The 19,541-nt window shown below is 61.1% G+C and carries 16 protein-coding genes; 12 read left to right on the forward strand and 4 right to left on the reverse strand.

From position 1 onward, the window contains the following. Nucleotides 1-7: 7 nt before the first annotated feature. Entirely contained in the window at nt 8-649 is a 642-nt protein-coding gene (locus tag J3P91_RS23985; RefSeq protein ID WP_434601925.1) for an oxidoreductase, read from the forward strand. 138 nt (nt 650-787) lie between these two features. Here J3P91_RS23985 and J3P91_RS23990 read toward each other — a convergent pair whose 3' ends face one another. The 4 genes from J3P91_RS23990 to J3P91_RS24005 all read right to left on the reverse strand — a co-directional run bounded on the left by J3P91_RS23990 (nt 788) and on the right by J3P91_RS24005 (nt 5,207). After that, nucleotides 788-1,072, reverse strand: coding sequence for a YceK/YidQ family lipoprotein (locus J3P91_RS23990; protein ID WP_434571586.1), 285 nt, complete (start codon nt 1,070-1,072; stop codon nt 788-790). Beyond that, entirely contained in the window at nt 1,065-1,712 is a 648-nt protein-coding gene (gene ubiX, locus J3P91_RS23995) for a flavin prenyltransferase UbiX (protein WP_305498563.1), read from the reverse strand. Before ubiX ends, J3P91_RS23990 begins: the two co-directional genes overlap by 8 nt. Then, a complete protein-coding gene (gene mpl / locus J3P91_RS24000) occupies nt 1,709-3,058 on the reverse strand; it encodes a UDP-N-acetylmuramate:L-alanyl-gamma-D-glutamyl-meso-diaminopimelate ligase (RefSeq protein ID WP_434601926.1) in 1,350 nt (449 codons plus the stop codon). The genes ubiX and mpl overlap by 4 nt, the downstream gene beginning before the upstream one ends. A 244-nt stretch (nt 3,059-3,302) precedes the next feature. Further along, the gene (locus tag J3P91_RS24005; protein WP_434601927.1) at nt 3,303-5,207 is read right to left on the reverse strand and encodes a sigma-54-dependent Fis family transcriptional regulator; all 1,905 of its coding nucleotides are present in this window, start codon (nt 5,205-5,207) and stop codon (nt 3,303-3,305) included. Nucleotides 5,208-5,678: 471 nt separating this feature from the next. Between J3P91_RS24005 and exaC the strand changes: the two genes are divergently transcribed. The 11 genes from exaC (at nt 5,679) to J3P91_RS24060 (ending at nt 19,540) form a co-directional block, all read left to right on the forward strand. After that, nucleotides 5,679-7,199: an acetaldehyde dehydrogenase ExaC gene (gene exaC / locus J3P91_RS24010; protein WP_305498559.1), complete on the forward strand. Its 1,521-nt coding sequence runs from the start codon at nt 5,679-5,681 to the stop codon at nt 7,197-7,199. A gap of 219 nt (nt 7,200-7,418) precedes the next feature. Further along, nucleotides 7,419-8,867, forward strand: coding sequence for an ethanolamine permease (gene eat, locus J3P91_RS24015; RefSeq protein WP_434601928.1), 1,449 nt, complete (start codon nt 7,419-7,421; stop codon nt 8,865-8,867). A 57-nt stretch (nt 8,868-8,924) separates the two neighbouring features. Beyond that, nucleotides 8,925-10,319, forward strand: a complete 1,395-nt coding sequence (locus J3P91_RS24020) for an ethanolamine ammonia-lyase subunit EutB (RefSeq protein WP_434601929.1) — start codon at nt 8,925-8,927, stop codon at nt 10,317-10,319. A 24-nt stretch (nt 10,320-10,343) separates the two neighbouring features. After that, a complete protein-coding gene (eutC, locus tag J3P91_RS24025) occupies nt 10,344-11,168 on the forward strand; it encodes an ethanolamine ammonia-lyase subunit EutC (protein ID WP_434574086.1) in 825 nt (274 codons plus the stop codon). Between the two features lie 106 nt (nt 11,169-11,274). Further along, nucleotides 11,275-11,736, forward strand: a complete 462-nt coding sequence (locus J3P91_RS24030; RefSeq protein ID WP_186641436.1) for a GNAT family N-acetyltransferase — start codon at nt 11,275-11,277, stop codon at nt 11,734-11,736. A gap of 234 nt (nt 11,737-11,970) precedes the next feature. Further along, complete coding sequence (locus tag J3P91_RS24035) at nt 11,971-12,627, forward strand: DedA family protein (RefSeq protein ID WP_305498554.1); 657 nt, start codon at nt 11,971-11,973, stop codon at nt 12,625-12,627. Nucleotides 12,628-12,633: 6 nt separating this feature from the next. Continuing rightward, entirely contained in the window at nt 12,634-13,446 is an 813-nt protein-coding gene (locus J3P91_RS24040; RefSeq protein ID WP_434571575.1) for a zinc-dependent peptidase, read from the forward strand. 255 nt (nt 13,447-13,701) lie between these two features. After that, nucleotides 13,702-14,229, forward strand: a complete 528-nt coding sequence (gene ppa / locus J3P91_RS24045) for an inorganic diphosphatase (protein ID WP_024780093.1) — start codon at nt 13,702-13,704, stop codon at nt 14,227-14,229. 205 nt (nt 14,230-14,434) lie between these two features. Further along, nucleotides 14,435-15,166: a LexA family transcriptional regulator gene (locus J3P91_RS24050; RefSeq protein WP_434601930.1), complete on the forward strand. Its 732-nt coding sequence runs from the start codon at nt 14,435-14,437 to the stop codon at nt 15,164-15,166. 515 nt (nt 15,167-15,681) lie between these two features. Then, the gene (locus J3P91_RS24055) at nt 15,682-18,177 is read left to right on the forward strand and encodes an N-6 DNA methylase (protein WP_434601931.1); all 2,496 of its coding nucleotides are present in this window, start codon (nt 15,682-15,684) and stop codon (nt 18,175-18,177) included. Continuing rightward, the gene (locus J3P91_RS24060; protein ID WP_434601932.1) at nt 18,170-19,540 is read left to right on the forward strand and encodes a restriction endonuclease subunit S; all 1,371 of its coding nucleotides are present in this window, start codon (nt 18,170-18,172) and stop codon (nt 19,538-19,540) included. The genes J3P91_RS24055 and J3P91_RS24060 overlap by 8 nt, the downstream gene beginning before the upstream one ends. Nucleotide 19,541 lies beyond the last annotated feature (1 nt).

Consider the following 19,541-nt stretch of genomic DNA (forward strand, 5'->3'; position numbering starts at 1 on the left):
AAACACTATGTACTTGACGCCTCAGCATGTTTTGCTCGCCGGCGCGACCGGATTGACCGGGGAACATCTACTGGACCGGCTGCTGAACGAGCCGACCATCACGCGGGTACTGGCGCCTTCCCGCCGGCCATTGGCCGAACACCCGCACCTGGAAAACCCGGTTGGGGAACCGGCCGAACTGCTGCCACGGCTTGGCGGCCAGGTCGACATCGCCTTCTGCTGCCTCGGCACGACCATCAAGAAAGCCGGCTCCGAATCGGCCTTTCGCGCGGTCGACCTGGACCTGGTGGTGGCCTTCGCCAACCGCGCGCGTGAACTGGGCGCACGGCACCTGGTGGTGATCAGCGCCCTCGGGGCCGACCCGAAATCTTCGATTTTCTACAACCGGGTCAAGGGTGAAATGGAAGCTGCGCTCCGCGCGCAGCATTGGCCGCAACTGACCATCTGCCGACCTTCGTTGCTGTTGGGCGACCGGGTTGAACCACGCCTGGCCGAGCAACTGGCCGGCCCGTTGTCCAAGCTGATCCCCGGCAAATACCACGGCATCGAAGCCTGCCAACTGGCCAGGGCCATGTGGCGACTTGCGCTGGAGGAGCAGGATGGGGTGCGGGTAGTGGAGTCGGATGAGTTGCGCAAGCTGGGCAAATGATCATGTGGTGCCTGGCCGGGCGCCTTCGCGAGCAGGCTCGCTCCCACAAGGATCGCATTCAACGAGGCCCTGTGGGAGCGAGCCTGCTCGCGAAGGGCGCAGCACCGATCCAAAGCCAGGTACTCATCGTGGCTTCTATTACATCCCACCGGTCGCTTGAAACCCCACGCCAATCACTGTCAGCAACGACAACGGCAACAACAACGTATCCAGCAGCGCACTCCCCGGCAGATCGAGACCCGGATAGCTCGGCGCCTCGGCGCCAAAACGGTCCTTGGCGCAGCAACCGCCGTTGAGCGCGTACATGTCCAGCCGCGTCCCCGCATACACCACCGGCGCTCCCGGCTTGGCGGCGTCGAGGGTGCGGGCAGTGGCGCAGCCGGTCAGTTGCAACACCAGCAACACCGCCAGCAGCTTATTCATCGCTGCCCGGATGATGCTCGCCCCAACGTGGCAGCATGTCTTGCGGGAGGTTCAGCAAGTTGAGGATCCGCGCGACCACAAAATCGATCAGGTCGTCGATGGTCTGCGGCTGATGGTAGAAGCCCGGCGAGGCCGGCAGGATGGTCACGCCCATGTTCGACAGCTTGAGCATGTGCTCCAGGTGAATGCTCGAATACGGCGCTTCCCGCGGCACCAGGATCAACTGGCGGCGTTCCTTGAGCGTGACGTCCGCCGCCCGCTCGATCAGGTTGTTGCAGGCCCCGGTGGCGATCGCCGACAGCGTACCGGTGGAACACGGCACCACGACCATCGCCGCCGGCGCGCCGGAGCCCGAAGCCACCGGTGACATCCAGTCTTCCTTGCCATACACACGAATCTGCCCTGCCGCCGCACCGGTGTACTCGGTGAGAAAGGCCTGCATCATCTGCGTCTTGGGTGGCAACGTCACGTCAGTCTCGGTGGCCATCACCAACTGCGCGGCCTTGGAGATGAGGAAGTGCACCTCGCGATCCTCACGCACCAGGCAATCGAGCAGGCGCAAGCCGTACTGGGCGCCGGAAGCGCCGGTCATTGCCAGCGTGATGCGTTCGGGGCCGTTGCTCTCCAAGCGAGTATTCATTTCAGTGCCTCGGCGAGTTTGCCGTGCAGGCCGCCGAAGCCGCCATTGCTCATGATCACCACATGGGTGCCGGGCTGGGCCTGGCTCTTCACGCGCTCGATGATGCCCTCCAGGGAATCGCTGACAATCGACGGCACCGTGCACAGCGCAGCCGTGGCGCCGAGGTCCCAGCCGAGGTTGGCCGGCGCGTACCAGATCACCTGGTCGGCATCGACCACGCTTTCCGGCAGGCCGTCGCGGTGAGCGCCGAGTTTCATGGAATTGGAGCGCGGCTCGATGATCGCAATCAGCGGCGCATCGCCGATGCGCTTGCGCAGACCGTCGAGGGTGGTGGCAATAGCGGTCGGATGGTGGGCGAAGTCGTCATAAATGGTGATGCCGTTCACCTCGGCGACTTTTTCCATCCGCCGTTTCACACTCTTGAACGCGCTCAACGCGGCGATGCCCATGGACGGGACCACCCCGACGTGCCGGGCCGCCGCCAGCGTCGCCAAGGCGTTGGCGACGTTGTGCTGGCCGGTCATGTCCCATTCGACCACGCCTTGGGACTGACCTTCGAACATGACTTCAAACGCCGAACCGTCATCCTTGAGCAGCTTGACCTGCCACTGACCGCCCGCCCCGGTGGTCTGCACCGGGGTCCAGCAGCCCATTTCAATGACCCGCTGCAAGGCCGGCTCGGTGGTCGGGTGGATGACCAGGCCTTCACTTGGGATGGTCCGCACCAAATGGTGGAATTGGCGCTCGATAGCCGGCAGATCGGGGAAGATGTCAGCGTGGTCGAACTCAAGATTGTTGAGGATCGCCGTGCGCGGACGGTAGTGGACGAATTTCGAGCGTTTATCGAAGAACGCGCTGTCGTATTCATCGGCCTCGATCACGAAGAATGGCGTGCCACCGAGGCGCGCCGACACCGAAAAGTTCTGCGGCACGCCACCGATCAGGAAACCCGGGCTCATGCCCGCATGTTCCAGCACCCAGGCGAGCATGCTGCTGGTGGTGGTCTTGCCGTGAGTACCGGCGACGGCCAGGACCCAACGGCCCTGCAACACATGATCGGCCAGCCACTGCGGCCCCGACACGTACGGCAAGCCTTTGTTGAGCACGTATTCCACCGCCGGGTTGCCACGGGACATGGCGTTGCCGATGACCACCAGGTCCGGCGCCGGGTCCAGTTGCGCCGGGTCGTAACCTTGGGTCAGCTCAATGCCCTGAGCCTCCAGCTGTGTGCTCATCGGCGGGTAGACGTTGGCGTCGGAACCGGTCACATGATGGCCCAGTTCCTTGGCCAGGACCGCCATCGAACCCATGAAAGTGCCGCAAATACCGAGAATATGGATGTGCATAGTCGACCTCGTAAAACATGGCCGCAGGTTAGCGTAGGGAGGGGGAAATCGCACCTTGTGTTTCGAACTTATCCGCGCCAGAACACCGCAGACTCCTGCTGGAGCACAGGTTTTTGTGGCGAGGGAGCTTGCTCCCGCTGGGCTGCCCAAAGCAGCCCCCAAGCTTCCTTCACTCTGAAACCAAAGGCGACTGCTGCGCAGCCGAGCGGGAGCAAGCTCCCTCGCCACAAAGGCAGTCAGTGGTTTATCGGGCGATGGCGTGCTTGCGCAGCTTGCGGTAGAGGGTATTGCGGCTAATCCCCAGCTGTTCGGCGGTGTGGGTCATGTGCCAACGCTGACGTTCCAGCGCATCGAGCAACGCCAGGCGCTCGGCATCTTCCAACGGATGCTCGGTCGGGGTTTCGACCACCGCAACCGGGCGTTGGCGAATCATCGCCGGCAGATCCTCCAGCCCAATCCGCCCGCCGTCGCACAACGCCGCAAGAGTCCGCAGCACATTGCGCAACTGCCGCACGTTGCCCGGCCAGTCGAACGCCAGCAGCGCCTGGCGCGCCGGTTCATCGATGGACACCGTCTCGGCACCGCTCTCCTCGGCCAGAAGGAAATCCAGCAACTGGGATTTGTCGCTGCGCTCGCGCAATGCCGGAAGTGGGATTTCCAGGCCGTTGAGGCGGTAATACAAATCCTCGCGAAAACTGCCGTCGGCCACGCGGTCGAGTAATTGCCGGTGAGTCGCACTGATGATGCGCACGTTCACCGCCTCGGGTTCGCCGCCGATGGGTACTACCTGACGATCCTCCAGCACCCGTAGCAAGCGGGTCTGCAAGGCCAGGGGCATATCGCCGATCTCATCGAGAAACAGCGTGCCGCCGTCGGCCTGTTGCAGCTTGCCGCGCATGCCTTCCTTGCGCGCGCCGGTGAAGCTGCCGCCGCGATAACCGAACAACTCGCTCTCGATCAGACTTTCCGGAATCGCGGCGCAATTGAGCGCGACGAAGTCCTTCCCGGCGCGCTGGCTGGCGTGGTGCACGGCCTTGGCAAACGCCTCCTTGCCGGAACCGGTTTCGCCCTGGATCAGCAGGGGCACATCGCGCTCGAACACCCGCAAAGCCTTGCGAAAATGTTCCTGCAACGCCGCATCCCCCAGGCAGATGCCCGGCAGACGGGCGGGCTCGACAGCCTTGAGCGCAGGCGCGACCGCAGCCGGCACGCTACGAGCTTGCCCACGCAGGACCGCGAACAAGTGCCGACCGTCACGGGTGCGCAGCGGCCAACTGGCACTGGCCTGGGCGCTGGCCCGGCCCAGCAACTCATCCAGCGAACAGTCGAAGAAGTCCTCGACCCGCTGGCCGAGCAAGCCACCGCGAAGGTGCCCAAGCAGGTTCAGCGCGCTCTGGTTGACTGCACAGATGCGTCCTTCGCCGTCGAACGCCAAAAGCCCTTCGCTGAACAACCCCACGGACTCGGCCTGCAGATGAAAGCGCAGCAGCCATTGATTGTCGAAACAACGAAGGAAATAACAGCTCTCGATCATCTTCGCCGAGAGATTGACCAGGGCCATGGTGTGGAACTGGCTCTGGCGCGATACGTCCGGCCGCGCCGAAGACACGTCGAGCACCGCCAGCAGCTCGCCATGAGGGTCGAACACCGGGCTCGCCGAGCAGGTCAGGCCGGTGTGGCGGCCGCGAAAATGTTCTTCCTGGTGGATGGTCAGGGCCTGGCGTTCCACCAGGCAGGTACCGATGCCGTTGGTGCCTTCACAGGCTTCGCTCCAATCGGCGCCGAGCCAGAGGCCGGCCCGTTCGAAAATCTTCCGTTCGCTGGGGGCGGTGACGCAATTGAGGATCACGCCCCGGGCATCGGTCAACAGCACGGCATGGCCGGCGCCGGACAATTGTTGGTGCAGGCTGGTCATCTCGGTACCGGCGATATGCAGAACCTGCTGCAAGCGCTCGCGGCTTTCCAGCAACCGGCCATGCTCGAGCACGGTCGGCGCCAGGTTCTGCGCCGGGTCGAGGTGATAGTCCTCCAGGCAGCGCAGCCAGGAACGGGCAATCGAAGGATCGCTGCCAGGCCCCTGCAAATGGGCCTTGCCCTGAGTGACCGTGAGGACTTGCCGGGCATGGCGACTCAAATGGTTGCTGTGCATTTCTTATTGTTCTCCCGAAGGACCCTTTGGACCTGCCGACACCTTACCCGTGGCGAGGGAGCTTGCTCCCGCTGGGCTGCGCAGCAGACCCAAAACCTGAGCACGCGGTGCATCAGGCTGACCGAGTTGGCTTTGGGGGGGACCGCTTCGCGGTCCAGCGGGAGCAAGCTCCCTCGCCACGAAAAGCGGTCCGTCCATAGACTTGGCTTCGACGCCAGCATCCTCCAGCCCACCGACCTTTGCAATGCTGGCGCGACCTGTCGGTCACAGACCGTCTCAACCATGGCACAAACTGTCACACCCGCCGTATCGCAACCGTGACACAGCCCCTCCGTTTGTCCGACCAGCTCCTCCCAAAGTCTTGATTTCCGGGCCCCACAAGGCAATGGCCCGACCTTTGCTCTAGGCTTGAGTACCAGCGCGTTTTTTGCGCGGCTCCCTAATAAGCACAAAAGCCAAGGAGAACTCATCATGCGTTACGCTCACCCCGGTACTGAAGGCGCTATCGTTTCGTTCAAGGCCAAATACGGTAACTACATCGGCGGCGAGTTCGTCGCGCCTGTCAAAGGTCAGTACTTCACCAACACTTCCCCGGTCAATGGCCAGCCCATTGCAGAATTTCCGCGTTCCACCGCCGAAGATATCGACAAAGCCCTCGACGCTGCCCACGCGGCCGCTGATGCCTGGGGCGCCACGTCGGTCCAGGCGCGCTCGCTGATCCTGCTGAAAATCGCCGACCGCATCGAACAGAACCTCGAAACCCTGGCGATCACCGAATCCTGGGACAACGGCAAGGCCGTGCGTGAAACCCTCAACGCCGACATCCCCCTGGCCGCCGACCACTTCCGCTACTTCGCCGGTTGCCTGCGGGCCCAGGAAGGCGCCGCCGCCGAGATCGACGGCAACACCGTGGCCTATCACATCCATGAACCGCTGGGCGTGGTCGGGCAGATCATCCCGTGGAACTTCCCGCTGCTGATGGCCGCCTGGAAGCTCGCGCCGGCCCTGGCCGCCGGCAACTGCGTGGTGCTCAAGCCCGCCGAACAGACCCCGCTGGGCATCTGCGTGCTGATGGAGCTGATCGGCGACCTGCTGCCGCCGGGCGTGCTGAACGTGGTGCAAGGTTTCGGCAAGGAAGCCGGCGAAGCCCTCGCCACCAGCAAGCGCATCGCCAAGATCGCCTTCACCGGCTCGACACCGGTCGGCTCGCACATCATGAAATGCGCCGCCGAAAACATCATCCCGTCCACCGTGGAACTGGGCGGCAAGTCGCCGAACATCTTCTTCGAAGACATCATGCAGGCCGAGCCGAGCTTCATCGAAAAAGCCGCCGAAGGCCTGGTGCTGGCGTTCTTCAACCAGGGTGAAGTCTGCACCTGCCCATCCCGGGCGCTGGTGCAAGAGTCGATCTACGACGAATTCATGCAAGTGGTGATGAAGAAGATCCAGCAGATCAAGCGCGGCGACCCGCTGGACACCGACACCATGGTCGGCGCCCAGGCGTCCGAGCAGCAATTCGACAAGATCCTGTCTTATCTGGAAATCGCCCGGGGCGAAGGCGCCGAGCTGCTGACCGGCGGCAAGGTGGAAAAACTCGAAGGCAACCTGGCCAGCGGTTATTACATCCAGCCGACCCTGCTCAAGGGCACCAACAAGATGCGCGTGTTCCAGGAAGAAATCTTCGGCCCGGTGGTGAGCATCACCACCTTCAAGGATGAAGCCGAAGCCCTGGCGATCGCCAACGACACCGAGTTCGGCCTCGGCGCCGGCCTCTGGACCCGCGACATCAACCGCGCCTACCGCATGGGCCGGGCGATCAAGGCCGGACGCGTCTGGACCAACTGCTACCACCTGTACCCGGCGCATGCGGCGTTTGGCGGCTACAAGAAGTCTGGCGTGGGGCGTGAGACGCACAAGATGATGCTCGATCATTACCAGCAAACCAAGAATCTGCTGGTGAGCTACGACATCAATCCGTTGGGGTTCTTCTAAGCCAGAGAGGGCGAGACAGGCTTTCCTGCTTCGCCCTCTGGATTGCTTTCGCGAGCAGGCTCGCTCCCACAGAAGTTGTTTTGTACACGCAACCAGTGGGAGCGAGCCTGCTTGCGAAGGCGGCGGTCCAGCTTGCATCCATGCTGCATGCAACACACCGGTTCCAAGAGCAGCCCCGCTCCAACAGGGCCAAAAAACAATAAAAACAGGTAAACCCTTATGCCAAGCGATCATGCAAACCCGCAACCGGCAACGTCCTCGGTCGACTTTGAAAAAGTCGGCTCCGAATATTTCCAACAACGCGAGCTGAAAAAAGGCGCGGCAGGCTGGGTCCTGCTCGTGGGACTGGGGGTGGCATATGTCATCTCCGGCGACTACGCCGGCTGGAACTTCGGCCTGGCCCAGGGCGGTTGGGGCGGGATGTTCCTCGCCACGCTGCTGATGGCCGCGATGTACCTGTGCATGTGTTTTTCCCTCGCCGAACTGTCCTCGATGATCCCCACCGCAGGCGGCGGCTACGGCTTTGCCCGCAGCGCATTCGGGCCCTGGGGCGGATTTCTCACCGGCACGGCGATCCTGATCGAGTACGCCATCGCCCCGGCGGCGATTGCCGTGTTCATCGGCGCGTATTGCCAATCGTTGTTCGGGATTGGTGGCTGGATGATCTACCTGGCGTTCTACATCATCTTCATCGCCATCCACATATTCGGGGTCGGCGAAGCCCTCAAGCTAATGTTCATCATCACTGCTGTCGCCGCCTTGGCGCTGGGGGTTTTCCTGGTGGCGATGGTGCCGCACTTCAACGTCGCCAACCTGCTGGACATCCCGGTCACCGAGGCCAAGGGCGCCAGCCCGTTCCTGCCGTTCGGCTACGTCGGCGTCTGGGCGGCGATCCCTTACGCGATCTGGTTTTTCCTCGCCGTCGAGGGCGTGCCACTGGCCGCTGAAGAAACCAAGAACCCCAAGCGCGACCTGCCACGTGGCCTGATTGGCGCCATGCTGGTGCTGGTGGCGTTCGCCCTGCTGATCCTGGTGATCGGCCCCGGCGGCGCCGGCTCCAACGCGCTGATGACCTCGGGCAACCCACTGGTGGAAGCCCTGGCCAAGGCCTATGGCGGCTCGACCTGGATGGGCAGCTTCGTCAACCTCGTCGGCCTGGCCGGTCTGATCGCCAGTTTCTTCTCGATCATTTATGCCTACTCGCGGCAGATCTTCGCCTTGTCCCGCGCCGGCTACCTGCCGCGCAAACTCTCGGAAACCAATAAAAGCAAAGCACCGGTGTTGGCACTGGTGATTCCCGGCATCATCGGTTTCGGCTTGTCCCTGACCGGCCAGGGCGACCTGCTGATTCTGGTGGCGGTGTTCGGCGCGACCATCTCCTACGTGCTGATGATGGCCGCGCACATCACCCTGCGCATCCGCCGCCCCAAAATGGACCGGCCGTACCGCACGCCGGGCGGGATCTTCACCTCGGGCGTGGCGCTGGTATTGGCTTGCATCGCCGTAGTGGCGGGCTTCCTGGTGGACCCACGAGTGGTGATCGGCGCCGCGATCATCTATGGAGTGTTAATTGCTTACTTTGCTTTCTACAGTCGGCATCACTTGGTAGCAGGCACGCCCGAAGAGGAATTCGCGGCCATTCAAAAAGCCGAAGAAGCCCTGCACTAAGCCGTAACGTGCCGAAAACCACGGCGCCGCCCAGCGGCGCCGTCACGGAGAACCTGTATGGCCAGCTTTGCACACACGGTCGGCGCCCAGACCTACCGCTTCGACAGCCTCAAAGACCTGATGGCCAAGGCCAGCCCGGCGCGTTCCGGGGACTTCCTGGCCGAGATCGCCGCGCTCAACGATGGCGAGCGGGTGGCCGCGCAAATGGCCTTGGCCGACTTGCCACTTAGCCATTTCCTGCAGGAAATGCTGATTCCCTACGAGGCCGACGAGGTCACCCGGCTGATCGTCGACACCCATGACAAACAAGCCTTCGCCGCCGTCAGCCACCTCACGGTCGGCGGCTTTCGCGACTGGCTCCTCAGCGACGCCGCCGACGAACACAGCCTGCGGGCGCTGGCTCCCGGGCTGACGCCGGAAATGGTCGCCGCCGTCTCGAAGATCATGCGCGTGCAGGACCTGGTACTGGTTGCACAGAAAATCCGCGTGGTCACCAAGTTCCGCGGCACCCTTGGCCTGCGCGGGCGCCTGTCCACTCGCCTGCAACCGAACCATCCTACCGACGAACCCGCCGGCATCGCCGCGAGCATCCTCGACGGCCTGCTCTTCGGCAATGGCGACGCCATGATCGGCATCAACCCGGCCACCGACAGCACGGCCTCGATCTGCGCGATGCTGGAAATGCTCGACGCCATCATCCAGCGCTACGACATCCCGACCCAAGGCTGCGTGCTGACCCACGTCACCACCTCCATCGAGGCGGCAAACCGCGGCGTGCCGCTGGATCTGGTGTTCCAGTCCATCGCCGGCACCGAAGCGGCCAACGCCAGTTTCGGCATCAGCCTGAGCCTGTTAAAAGAAGGCTACGAAGCCGGGCTCAGCCTGAAGCGCGGCACCCTCGGCAACAACCTGATGTATTTCGAAACCGGCCAGGGCAGCGCGCTGTCGGCCAACGCCCACCACGGCGTCGATCAACAGACCTGCGAGACCCGAGCCTACGCCGTGGCGCGCCATTTCAACCCGTTCCTGGTGAACACCGTGGTCGGCTTCATCGGCCCGGAATACCTGTACAACGGCAAACAGATCATCCGCGCCGGCCTCGAAGATCATTTCTGCGGCAAGCTCCTGGGCGTGCCGATGGGTTGCGACATCTGCTACACCAACCACGCCGAAGCCGACCAGGACGACATGGACACCCTGCTGACCCTGCTGGGCGTGGCCGGGATCAACTTCATCATGGGCATCCCCGGCTCCGACGACATCATGCTCAACTACCAGACCACCTCGTTCCACGACGCCCTCTACGCCCGCCAGACCCTGGGCCTGAAACCGGCGCCGGAATTCGAGCAATGGCTGGCGAACATGGGCATCTTCACCCAGGCCGATGGTCGGGTGCGGTTCGGTGACAACCTGCCGCCGGCGTTTCGTCACGCCTTGGCGCATTTGGGATGAGCTGCATTTATGAGTGAGTTGCCCATGGATAAAAAACCTGTCGAGCCACAAAACCCCTGGCTGAATCTGCGCAACCTGACCCCGGCACGCATCGCCCTGGGCCGCACCGGCACCAGCCTGCCGACCTCGGCGCAACTGGACTTCCAGTTCGCCCACGCCCAGGCCCGCGACGCCGTGCACCTGGCGTTCGATCACCAGGGCATCCGTGCACAACTCACGGAGCGCGGCCACGAAAGCCTGTTGCTTCACAGCGCGGCGGCAGATCGAAACAGCTATCTGCAGCGTCCGGACCTGGGCCGACGGCTCGACGATGCTTCCGTACAGATCCTGCAGGACTACGCGGCGGCCCATCCGGGCGGCGTGGATTTGGCTATCGTGGTGGCTGACGGCCTGTCGGCGCTGGCGGTGCATCGCCATACGCTGCCGTTCCTGGCGCGGCTGGAAGAACAGATCACCGCTGAAGGCTGGTCTGTGTCGCCAATCGTTTTGGTGGAACAAGGCCGGGTGGCCGTGGCCGATGAAGTGGCCGAACGGCTCGGCGCCAAGATGTCGGTGATCCTGATCGGCGAACGCCCCGGCCTCAGCTCCCCCGACAGCCTGGGACTTTATTTTACCTACGCTCCCAAGGTTGGCCTGAACGATGCCTATCGCAACTGCATTTCCAATGTCCGCCTCGAAGGCCTGAGCTACGGCATGGCGGCCCATCGCCTGATCTACCTGATGCGCGAGGCCTGCCGCCGGCAGCTTTCGGGGGTCAATCTGAAGGACGAAGCCCAGGTTCACACTCTAGAGGCGGAAAACGGTGCCGATATGAAAGGTAATTTCCTACTGGCGCCGCCCCCAAGCTGATCCGTTTGGCCAATTGCGTTTTTGATCCGCTTTCAGGCAGCATCTTGGCACGGTAGTCCGCCGTTGTTGTCGGACGCCATGTCGACCCTTGCAGACGAGACCTACCATGCGGATTATCCAAGCGACGCTGGAACACCTGGACCTGCTGACCCCATTGTTCGTCAAATACCGGGAGTTCTATGGCTCGCTGCCCTATCCGGACTCGTCCCGGGCGTTCCTCGAAAAACGCCTGCGCCGCAAGGAATCGGTGATCTACCTGGCCCTGCCGGATGACGACGACAGCCGGTTACTGGGGTTCTGCCAGCTCTACCCAAGCTATTCGTCGCTGTCGCTCAAGCGCGTCTGGATCCTCAACGACATCTACGTCGCCGAAGACGCCCGCCGCCAGCTCGTCGCCGACAACCTGATCCGCACCGCAAAAAAAATGGCCAAGGAAACCAACGCCGTGCGCATGCGCGTCTCCACCAGCAGCAACAACGACGTGGCGCAGAAAACCTACGAATCGATCGGCTTCAAGGAAGACACCGAGTTCAAGAACTACGTGTTGCCGATCAGCGAAGGGCTTTGATCCCTCTGCAGACCCCTTGTGGCGAGGGAGCTTGCTCCCTCGCCACAAAAGCGGCCGACGTCTTACCCAGCCATTCCCCAGACATCCCCAGCTACAAACTCCCCCCGCTCATCACCCTCCACCCCGTATAATTCCGATCTTCCCGGCTTGTAAGAAAAAGCTGCACACGCTGTAGTCTTACTCCAAGCCAGACCCACTAGCCCGCCGAGCCGGGCCGCCACCAAGGTGTCATTCATGGATTTCAACCCCCTCGACCTCATTCTGCATCTCGACGTCTACCTCGACATGCTCGTGACCAACTACGGGACGTGGATCTACGCCATCCTGTTCCTGGTGATCTTCTGTGAAACCGGCCTGGTGGTAATGCCGTTCCTGCCAGGCGATTCCCTGTTGTTCATCGCCGGCGCGGTGGCAGCCGGTGGCGCCATGGACCCGCTGCTGCTAGGAGGGCTGTTGATGCTTGCGGCCATCCTCGGCGACAGCACCAACTACCTCATTGGTCGCACCGCCGGCGAGAAGCTGTTCAGCAACCCGAACTCGAAAATCTTCCGCCGCGACTACTTGCAACAGACCCACGACTTCTACGACAAACACGGCGGCAAGACCGTAACGCTAGCGCGCTTCCTGCCAATCATCCGCACCTTCGCGCCCTTCGTCGCCGGCGTCGGCAGAATGCCCTACCCGCGTTTCTTCGGCTTCAGCGTCCTCGGCACTGTGCTCTGGGTCGGTGGCCTGGTGACCCTCGGCTACTTCTTCGGCAACGTGCCCTTCATCAAGCAGAACCTGTCGCTGCTGGTAGTGGGCATCATCCTGCTGTCGCTGCTGCCGATGATCATCGGCCTGGTACGCAGCAAAATGAGCCAGCGCGGCTCGAAAGCCGAGACGCGCTGATCGGCCATGTGGTCTCTCAGCACTTGGCGTCGCCGCCGCACCCTGGCCAAACACCCCGTTGCCGACGAAACCTGGCAGCGGGTGCGTCATCAACTGAGCTTTCTCGACGGCATCAGCGCCGAGGAAGACCGATGGCTGCGTGACGCCAGCGTGCTGTTCCTGCACGACAAACACCTCACCGCCCTGCCCGGCGTCGAACTGCACCAGGAACAACGCCTGTTGCTTGCCGCCCAGGCACAATTGCCGCTGATGCACCTCGGCGAATTGAACTGGTACCAGGGCTTCCACGAAATCGTCCTCTACCCGGACGACTTCCTCAGCCCCCAGCGCTACCGCGACGCCAGCGGCATCGAGCACGAATGGGACGGCGAACACAGCGGCGAAGCCTGGCCCCAGGGCCCGATCATCCTGGCCTGGGACGGCGTGATGGCGAGCGGCGGCTGGGAAGGCTACAACCTGGTGATCCACGAACTGGCGCACAAACTCGACATGCTCAACGGCGACGCCAACGGCCTGCCGCCGCTGCACGCCGACATGCGCGTCAGCGACTGGGCGCAAGCCATGCAAGAGGCCTTCGACGACCTCAACCGCCAACTGGACCTGAACCCCGACGCAGAAACCGCCATCGATCCCTACGCGGCGGAAAACCCGGCGGAGTTCTTCGCCGTCACCAGCGAGTATTTCTTCAGCGCCCCGGACCTGCTGCATCAGGCCTACCCAAAGGTGTACGAACAGCTCAAGGCGTTCTACCGCCAGGACCCGTTGGCCCGGCTGCGGCAACTTCAGGCCGAAGATCCGGTCTATCAGGCGTCATACTAAGGTCTCTAGGGTTTGTACGAAAAGTCGCCGAGCGGCGATCAGGCAAGGCGAAAACAGGCGAGGAAGCGGAGTTGACTGGTTGTCAATGAGCATTCCGAGCCTGTTTTCAACGCAGCATGATCGTCGCGCAGGCACTTTTCGTACAAAGCCTAAGACCCTGGTAGCGTGGCATCAGCGGCCGAATATGCCTATAATCGCCGCCACTTTTTGGTCAATCCGACCAGTCATCTGGTCAACTAACGGGGGCACCGCCCAATGAGCTACAGCAAGATTCCGGCTGGCAAAGACCTGCCGAACGACATCTACGTCGCGATCGAAATCCCGGCCAACCACGCCCCGATCAAATACGAAATCGACAAAGACAGCGATTGCCTGTTCGTTGACCGTTTCATGGCCACCCCGATGTTCTACCCGGCCAACTACGGTTACATCCCCAACACCCTGGCCGACGACGGCGACCCCCTCGACGTACTGGTCGTGACCCCTTACCCGGTTGCGCCAGGCTCGGTCATCCGCGCCCGTCCTGTCGGCATCCTGAACATGACCGACGACGGCGGCGGCGATGCCAAAGTCATCGCAGTACCACACGACAAACTGTCGCAACTGTATGTCGACGTGAAGGAATACACCGACCTGCCAGCCCTGCTGATCCAGCAGATCGAACACTTCTTCGAGAACTACAAAGACCTCGAAAAAGGCAAGTGGGTCAAGATCGAAGGCTGGGCCGGCGCCGACGCCGCCCGCGAAGCGATCACCAAGTCGGTTGCCGCCTACAAGGGCTGAAACTGCAAGTAAAAGAACCCCGGTATGCACCGGGGTTTTTTTATGCCTTAATGCCGCTTAATACGTGAAAGTATTAACAAGGCCGCGCAGTTGTTTATTTATGTTTAACTTGCCTAGTTCCATTCACGCAAACGGAAAGATCATCTTATAAATCGGAACGACATGTTTATTGCTGAAAACACTGTCGACCCTAAACTTTCCGTTTATGAAAATCATATCCAGCGGCGATCGCTTCAGAGCCCTTCTCAAAGAAGCCAACATCCGATCTGTCGACTTCGCCAGGCTTTACGGCGTGAAGTCGCAGCACGTAAACAACTGGTTCAACCGCGGCATCCCGCCGGGGCGCATCCACAACATTGCCCGCATGCTGACCGTCAGCCCTGAATGGCTCGCCAGCGGTGAAGGCCCGCAAACCCCGTTGGGGCTCGGCCCGGGCATTACCTACGACGCCGCGGAAACCCAGGGCGTCTACAGCGTGCCGGAAACCCTCGACATTGAGCTGCCCTTCCACAAGGAAGCACCCATCGCCCCCGGCGAAACCACAACGCACATCATCGAAGACCCCGACCAGTCCATCCGTCTGCCCCGCAGCCACCTCGAATCCCTCGACATCAACCCCAACGACGTCATTTGCATCACCATGGTCGGCGACAGCATGGCCGAACGCATCGAAGACGGTTCCACCGTCGCCATCGACCGCGGCCTGACCCAAGTCGTCGACGGCCAGATCTACGCCCTCGAACACGACGGCATGCTCCGCATCAAATACCTGCACCGCATCCCCGGCAACCGACTGCGCCTACGCAGCCAGAACAGCGCCGCCTACCCCGACGAAGTCTTCAGCGCCGAACAGATCGAAGCCCAGCACATCCGCGTGATCGGCTGGGTCTTCTGGTGGTCCACCCTCTCGAAAAAACGACCGCAGGTGTTCGATTGACCCACGCGGCTCCTACCAACACAGCTCCCCCGTGGCGAGGGAGCTTGCTCCCGCTGGGCTGCGCAGCAGCCCATGCTTTTTACCTGCATTCCGCTAACCCAATGATTCCACACCACTTACTACTGGGATTCCGAAGAAAACCCGCGTATCCTGCGCCCCACATTTGCGAGCCCACGCCTCGCACTGACAAGGCAGATCACTTTCTGACCAAGTCCCACAGCCGGCCGCAAGAGCCGGATGTACGTTTTGAAGGCTGGTAAGGTTTGTCAAAAACGAACTGAATCAGTCAACGAGAAGCCGGCCATAAGCCGGCTTTTTAATGTCTGAGATCTTTACTTGTCTTCGCAGCGACGGCATTTAAGCTTAAGCATCCGGGCATCCTGTCTTGCGCCACCCAACCTGCCCCCCGTACAACCGAGACTGCTCAGTGCCGAGCTTGGATTGGGATACAATCCCCGGCATTTAATACCATCAGGATCGGCATCCGCTCCTGAATGTCCACAAGAGATTCCGCAATGCCCCTCACGCTGCAACAACTGGAACGCCATCTGTTCAAGGCTGCCGATATTCTGCGCGGCAAGATGGATGCCTCGGAATTCAAGGAATACATTTTTGGCATGCTGTTCCTCAAGCGCTGCTCCGACGTATTCGATGAGCGCTATGAGCAGGTCGTTGCCGATGCGATAAACGCCGGCAAGAGCAAGGCCGAAGCCTTTGTCACGGCGGAAAACCCGCGCTGGTACAAGCGTGACGGTAATTTTTGGGTGCCCAGCCATTCGCGCTTCAAATATTTGCTCAACGAAGCGCACATCAACGTCGGCAACCTGCTCAACAAGGCGCTGGGTGGCATTGAGGAAAATAACGTCTCCCTGGAAGGGGTACTGGAGCACATCGACTTCACCCGCAAGGTAGGCCAGAGCAAGATTTCCGATCAAAAGCTGCGCCAACTCATCACCCACTTCGGTGACGTGCGCCTGCGCAACAGTGACTTCGAATTCCCTGATCTACTCGGCGCAGCCTACGAGTACCTGATCGCCGAGTTCGCCGACTCGGCCGGCAAGAAAGGTGGTGAATTCTATACGCCGCGCTCTGTTGTGCGGCTGATGGTGCACCTGCTCAAGCCGACCCTGGCTCACGATGTCTATGACCCCTGCTGTGGCTCAGGGGGTATGTTGATCGCAGCCAAGGAATATATGGAAGAGCACGGCGAAGACGGCCGCAAGGCCAACCTGTTCGGCCAGGAATTCAACGGCACCGTCTGGTCCATCGCGCAGATGAACATGCTGCTGCACGGCATCAGCAACGCCTGGCTGGAGAACGAAGATACCCTGGCCGACCCTCGGCATATCGAGGGCGGAGAACTGCGCCGCTTCGACCGCATCCTCACCAACCCACCGTTTTCCATCAACTGGGGCCATACCGAGAAAAGCCCGGATGGCAGCCTGGCCTGGAACCCGACATTCCGCGAGCAGCGCTTCCGTTTCGGCGAAGTGCCGCTGGGCTCGAAAAAGGCCGACCTGATGTTCCTCCAGCACATGCTCGCCGTCACCCGTGACGAAGGCATGATCGCCACCGTACTGCCCCATGGCGTGCTGTTCCGGGGCGGTGAGGAGCGCGGCATCCGCGCTGGAATTATCGAAAACGACCTGCTCGAAGCCGTGATCGGCTTGCCGGCCAATCTGTTCTATGGCACCGGCATTCCGGCATGCATCCTCATCCTGCGCCAGCAAAAGCAGGAAGGCGCCAACCGTGTCAGCGCCAAGCCTGCCGAGCGCCAGGGCAAGGTGCTGTTTATCAACGCCGACCGCGAGTACTTCGAGGGCCGTGCGCAGAACTACCTACTGCCCGAGCACATCGAGAAGATCACCACCGCCTTCGACGAATTTGGCCGGATCGACGGTCTTAGCGACGTGGTGGATATCGCCACCCTACGCACCAACGACTACAGCCTGAACATTCGCCGCTATGTGGATAACGCACCACCACCCGAGCCACATGACGTGCGTGCCCACCTGCTGGGCGGTGTGCCCAAGGCTGAAGTCGAAGCGAAAGCTCCGCTGTTCACCGCCCACGGTCTCAACCCGCACAACCTATTCGTGGCGCGCGATGCGCACTATTTAGATTTTCGCAGCGAGCTGACCCGCCGCGCCGACCTTAAGCCAGCCATCGAAGGCGATGCCGGACTGCAGGCCAAGGAAGCCGCGTTGCGGGAGGCATTCGAGCGCTGGTGGCACGAACACAGCCCGCGTGTCACCGCCCTGGCTGGGAAGCTGGACAACAGCGCAGCCCTGGTCGAGTTGCGCGGCGAACTGCTGGCCAGTTTTAGCCAGACGCTGGAAGGCATCGGCCTGCTCGACCCCTTCCAGGTTCGGGGCATCGTCGCCGGCTTCTGGTACCAGAGCAAATACGACTTCCTTGGCTTGATGGCTCGCGGTAGCCGGGGCGTAATCGACGCTTGGCGGACCAGCATCATCACGGCTCTGGAAGACAAGGCCAGCAAGCAAAGCCCGCTGGAGCACAAACTGGTGAAATTCCTGCTCGGTGATTTTGTTGCCGATTTGGCCGAGCTAGAAGTAAAAAAGATCGAACTGGATAGTCAGCTCAAGGCCGCGTCCCCAACCAAGGGGGAAGAGGCTGACGAGGCCGACAACGCGACGGATACCTATGACGAAGAAAACACCGTCGACGAAGCCCAGCTCAAGGCCTGGAAAGCCGAGTTGACCAAGTTGAAGAAACAGCTCAAAAACCGGCAGGAGAACTTCGCCAACCAATTGAATCAGGCAGTCGACTGGCTGAACGAGCAGCAAGCAGCCGAACTGCTGCTGACCATCCTGCACAACGACATGCAGGCCATCGTCGAGCGCTATATCGCCGCGCAGCGCAAGCAAATCGTCGCCACCTTTGAGAATTGGTGGGATAAATACCGGGTGACGCTAAATGAGATTGAGCGCAAGCGTGATTCGGCGGCCGTGGCGTTGGAGCGGTTCTTGAAGGGGTTGGGGTATGTCTGACTGGCGACGAGGGACCATAGGCGAGTTGGCCAACGGGTACCGTGGCGTTACTTACTCCGCAGGCCAGCTTCGTGAGTTCAAAGCGCATGACACTGTCACCTTGCTGCGCTCGAACAATATTTCTGGCGGGCAGCTCAACGTCAAAGACGTCCAAATTGTCTCGAAGCGGATTGTCAGTGATCACCAGTTCCTGACGCCGGGTGATATTGCCGTTTGCATGTCGAATGGCTCGAAAGCGCTTGTCGGAAAATCTGCCCAGCTTTTAACTGCTAGTGATGAACGCTTCACTGTTGGTGCGTTTTGCTCGGTTTTTCGGCCTCAAGCGTCAGTAAACAGCCGCTTTTTGGCTTACGTCTTCCAGTCGATCAGTTTTCGAAGCAACCTTGATCTGGCTTTGGCAGGAACTGCGATTAACAACCTACGGAACGCGCAGGTTGAAGCTTTTGCTTGTGAAATTCCTCCATATGAAGAGCAAAGTAAGATTGCTCAAATCCTCGACACCCTCGACACCGCCATCCGCGAAACCGAGGCGCTGATCGACAAGCTCAAGGCCATCAAGCAGGGCCTGCTGCACGACCTGCTGACCCGCGGTGTCGACGCCAACGGCCAACTGCGCCCGCCACAAAGCGAAGCGCCGCAGCTTTACAAGGAGTCGCCGCTGGGCTGGGTTCCCAAAGAATGGACGGTGGCAGGGCTCGCTTCTGCTGTTCAAAAGGACCGCTCCGTAATCCGAACAGGCCCGTTCGGTTCCTCCCTAAAAGGGGAGCACTGGCGTGAAAGCGGACGCCCGGTTGTAACGATTGGATCACTTGGCGATGGGGCTTTCATAGAGAGCGAGCTGCTTTTTATTGATGAAAAGACAGCGAAGCAGTTGGTGGACTTTGAGCTGTGTACTGGAGATATCGCCTTTTCTCGCGTTGCAGATGTTGGCCGATCCGTTGTTATAACCGAGGAGCAACGCGGCTGGATCATGTCGTCTAACTTCATGCGAATTTCAGTCGACAGTGCAAAAGCGCGACCACGACTGCTTCAGCTTCTATTGGCATCCAGCATTCTGGTGCGCAAGCAGATCAGGATGACTGTGAATTCAGCCGGTAGGGATGTGGCTAATAGTGCGGTTCTGATGGCTCTTCGTTTCCCTTGGCCTATGCCTGAGGAACAAGATCAAATCATTGAAAGAGTTGAGTCCTTTGAAAGGAAGATCGCTATGGAAGAGGCTCAGCATCAGAAGTTACTTGCTGCAAAAGAAGGCCTGATGGACGACCTGCTGAGCGGCCGCGTGCGCGTCAACTCGCTGCTGGAGGCTGCGCAGCAGGCTGCTGCACCAATAGTCCACCAGTCTGTTGGACAACCGGGAGCCTGAT

Source organism: Pseudomonas sp. Z4-7 (assembly GCF_051131965.1).
GTDB lineage: Bacteria > Pseudomonadota > Gammaproteobacteria > Pseudomonadales > Pseudomonadaceae > Aquipseudomonas.

Bases quoted from the DNA above. Each gene is read 5' to 3' on its own strand.
- J3P91_RS23985 (WP_434601925.1), top strand. From the start codon at position 8: ATGTACTTGACGCCTCAGCATGTTTTGCTCGCCGGCGCGACCGGATTG.
- J3P91_RS23990 (WP_434571586.1), bottom strand. From the start codon at position 1,072: ATGAATAAGCTGCTGGCGGTGTTGCTGGTGTTGCAACTGACCGGCTGC.
- ubiX (WP_305498563.1), bottom strand. From the start codon at position 1,712: ATGAATACTCGCTTGGAGAGCAACGGCCCCGAACGCATCACGCTGGCA.
- mpl (WP_434601926.1), bottom strand. From the start codon at position 3,058: ATGCACATCCATATTCTCGGTATTTGCGGCACTTTCATGGGTTCGATG.
- J3P91_RS24005 (WP_434601927.1), bottom strand. From the start codon at position 5,207: ATGCACAGCAACCATTTGAGTCGCCATGCCCGGCAAGTCCTCACGGTC.
- exaC (WP_305498559.1), top strand. From the start codon at position 5,679: ATGCGTTACGCTCACCCCGGTACTGAAGGCGCTATCGTTTCGTTCAAG.
- eat (WP_434601928.1), top strand. From the start codon at position 7,419: ATGCCAAGCGATCATGCAAACCCGCAACCGGCAACGTCCTCGGTCGAC.
- J3P91_RS24020 (WP_434601929.1), top strand. From the start codon at position 8,925: ATGGCCAGCTTTGCACACACGGTCGGCGCCCAGACCTACCGCTTCGAC.
- eutC (WP_434574086.1), top strand. From the start codon at position 10,344: ATGGATAAAAAACCTGTCGAGCCACAAAACCCCTGGCTGAATCTGCGC.
- J3P91_RS24030 (WP_186641436.1), top strand. From the start codon at position 11,275: ATGCGGATTATCCAAGCGACGCTGGAACACCTGGACCTGCTGACCCCA.
- J3P91_RS24035 (WP_305498554.1), top strand. From the start codon at position 11,971: ATGGATTTCAACCCCCTCGACCTCATTCTGCATCTCGACGTCTACCTC.
- J3P91_RS24040 (WP_434571575.1), top strand. From the start codon at position 12,634: ATGTGGTCTCTCAGCACTTGGCGTCGCCGCCGCACCCTGGCCAAACAC.
- ppa (WP_024780093.1), top strand. From the start codon at position 13,702: ATGAGCTACAGCAAGATTCCGGCTGGCAAAGACCTGCCGAACGACATC.
- J3P91_RS24050 (WP_434601930.1), top strand. From the start codon at position 14,435: ATGAAAATCATATCCAGCGGCGATCGCTTCAGAGCCCTTCTCAAAGAA.
- J3P91_RS24055 (WP_434601931.1), top strand. From the start codon at position 15,682: ATGCCCCTCACGCTGCAACAACTGGAACGCCATCTGTTCAAGGCTGCC.
- J3P91_RS24060 (WP_434601932.1), top strand. From the start codon at position 18,170: ATGTCTGACTGGCGACGAGGGACCATAGGCGAGTTGGCCAACGGGTAC.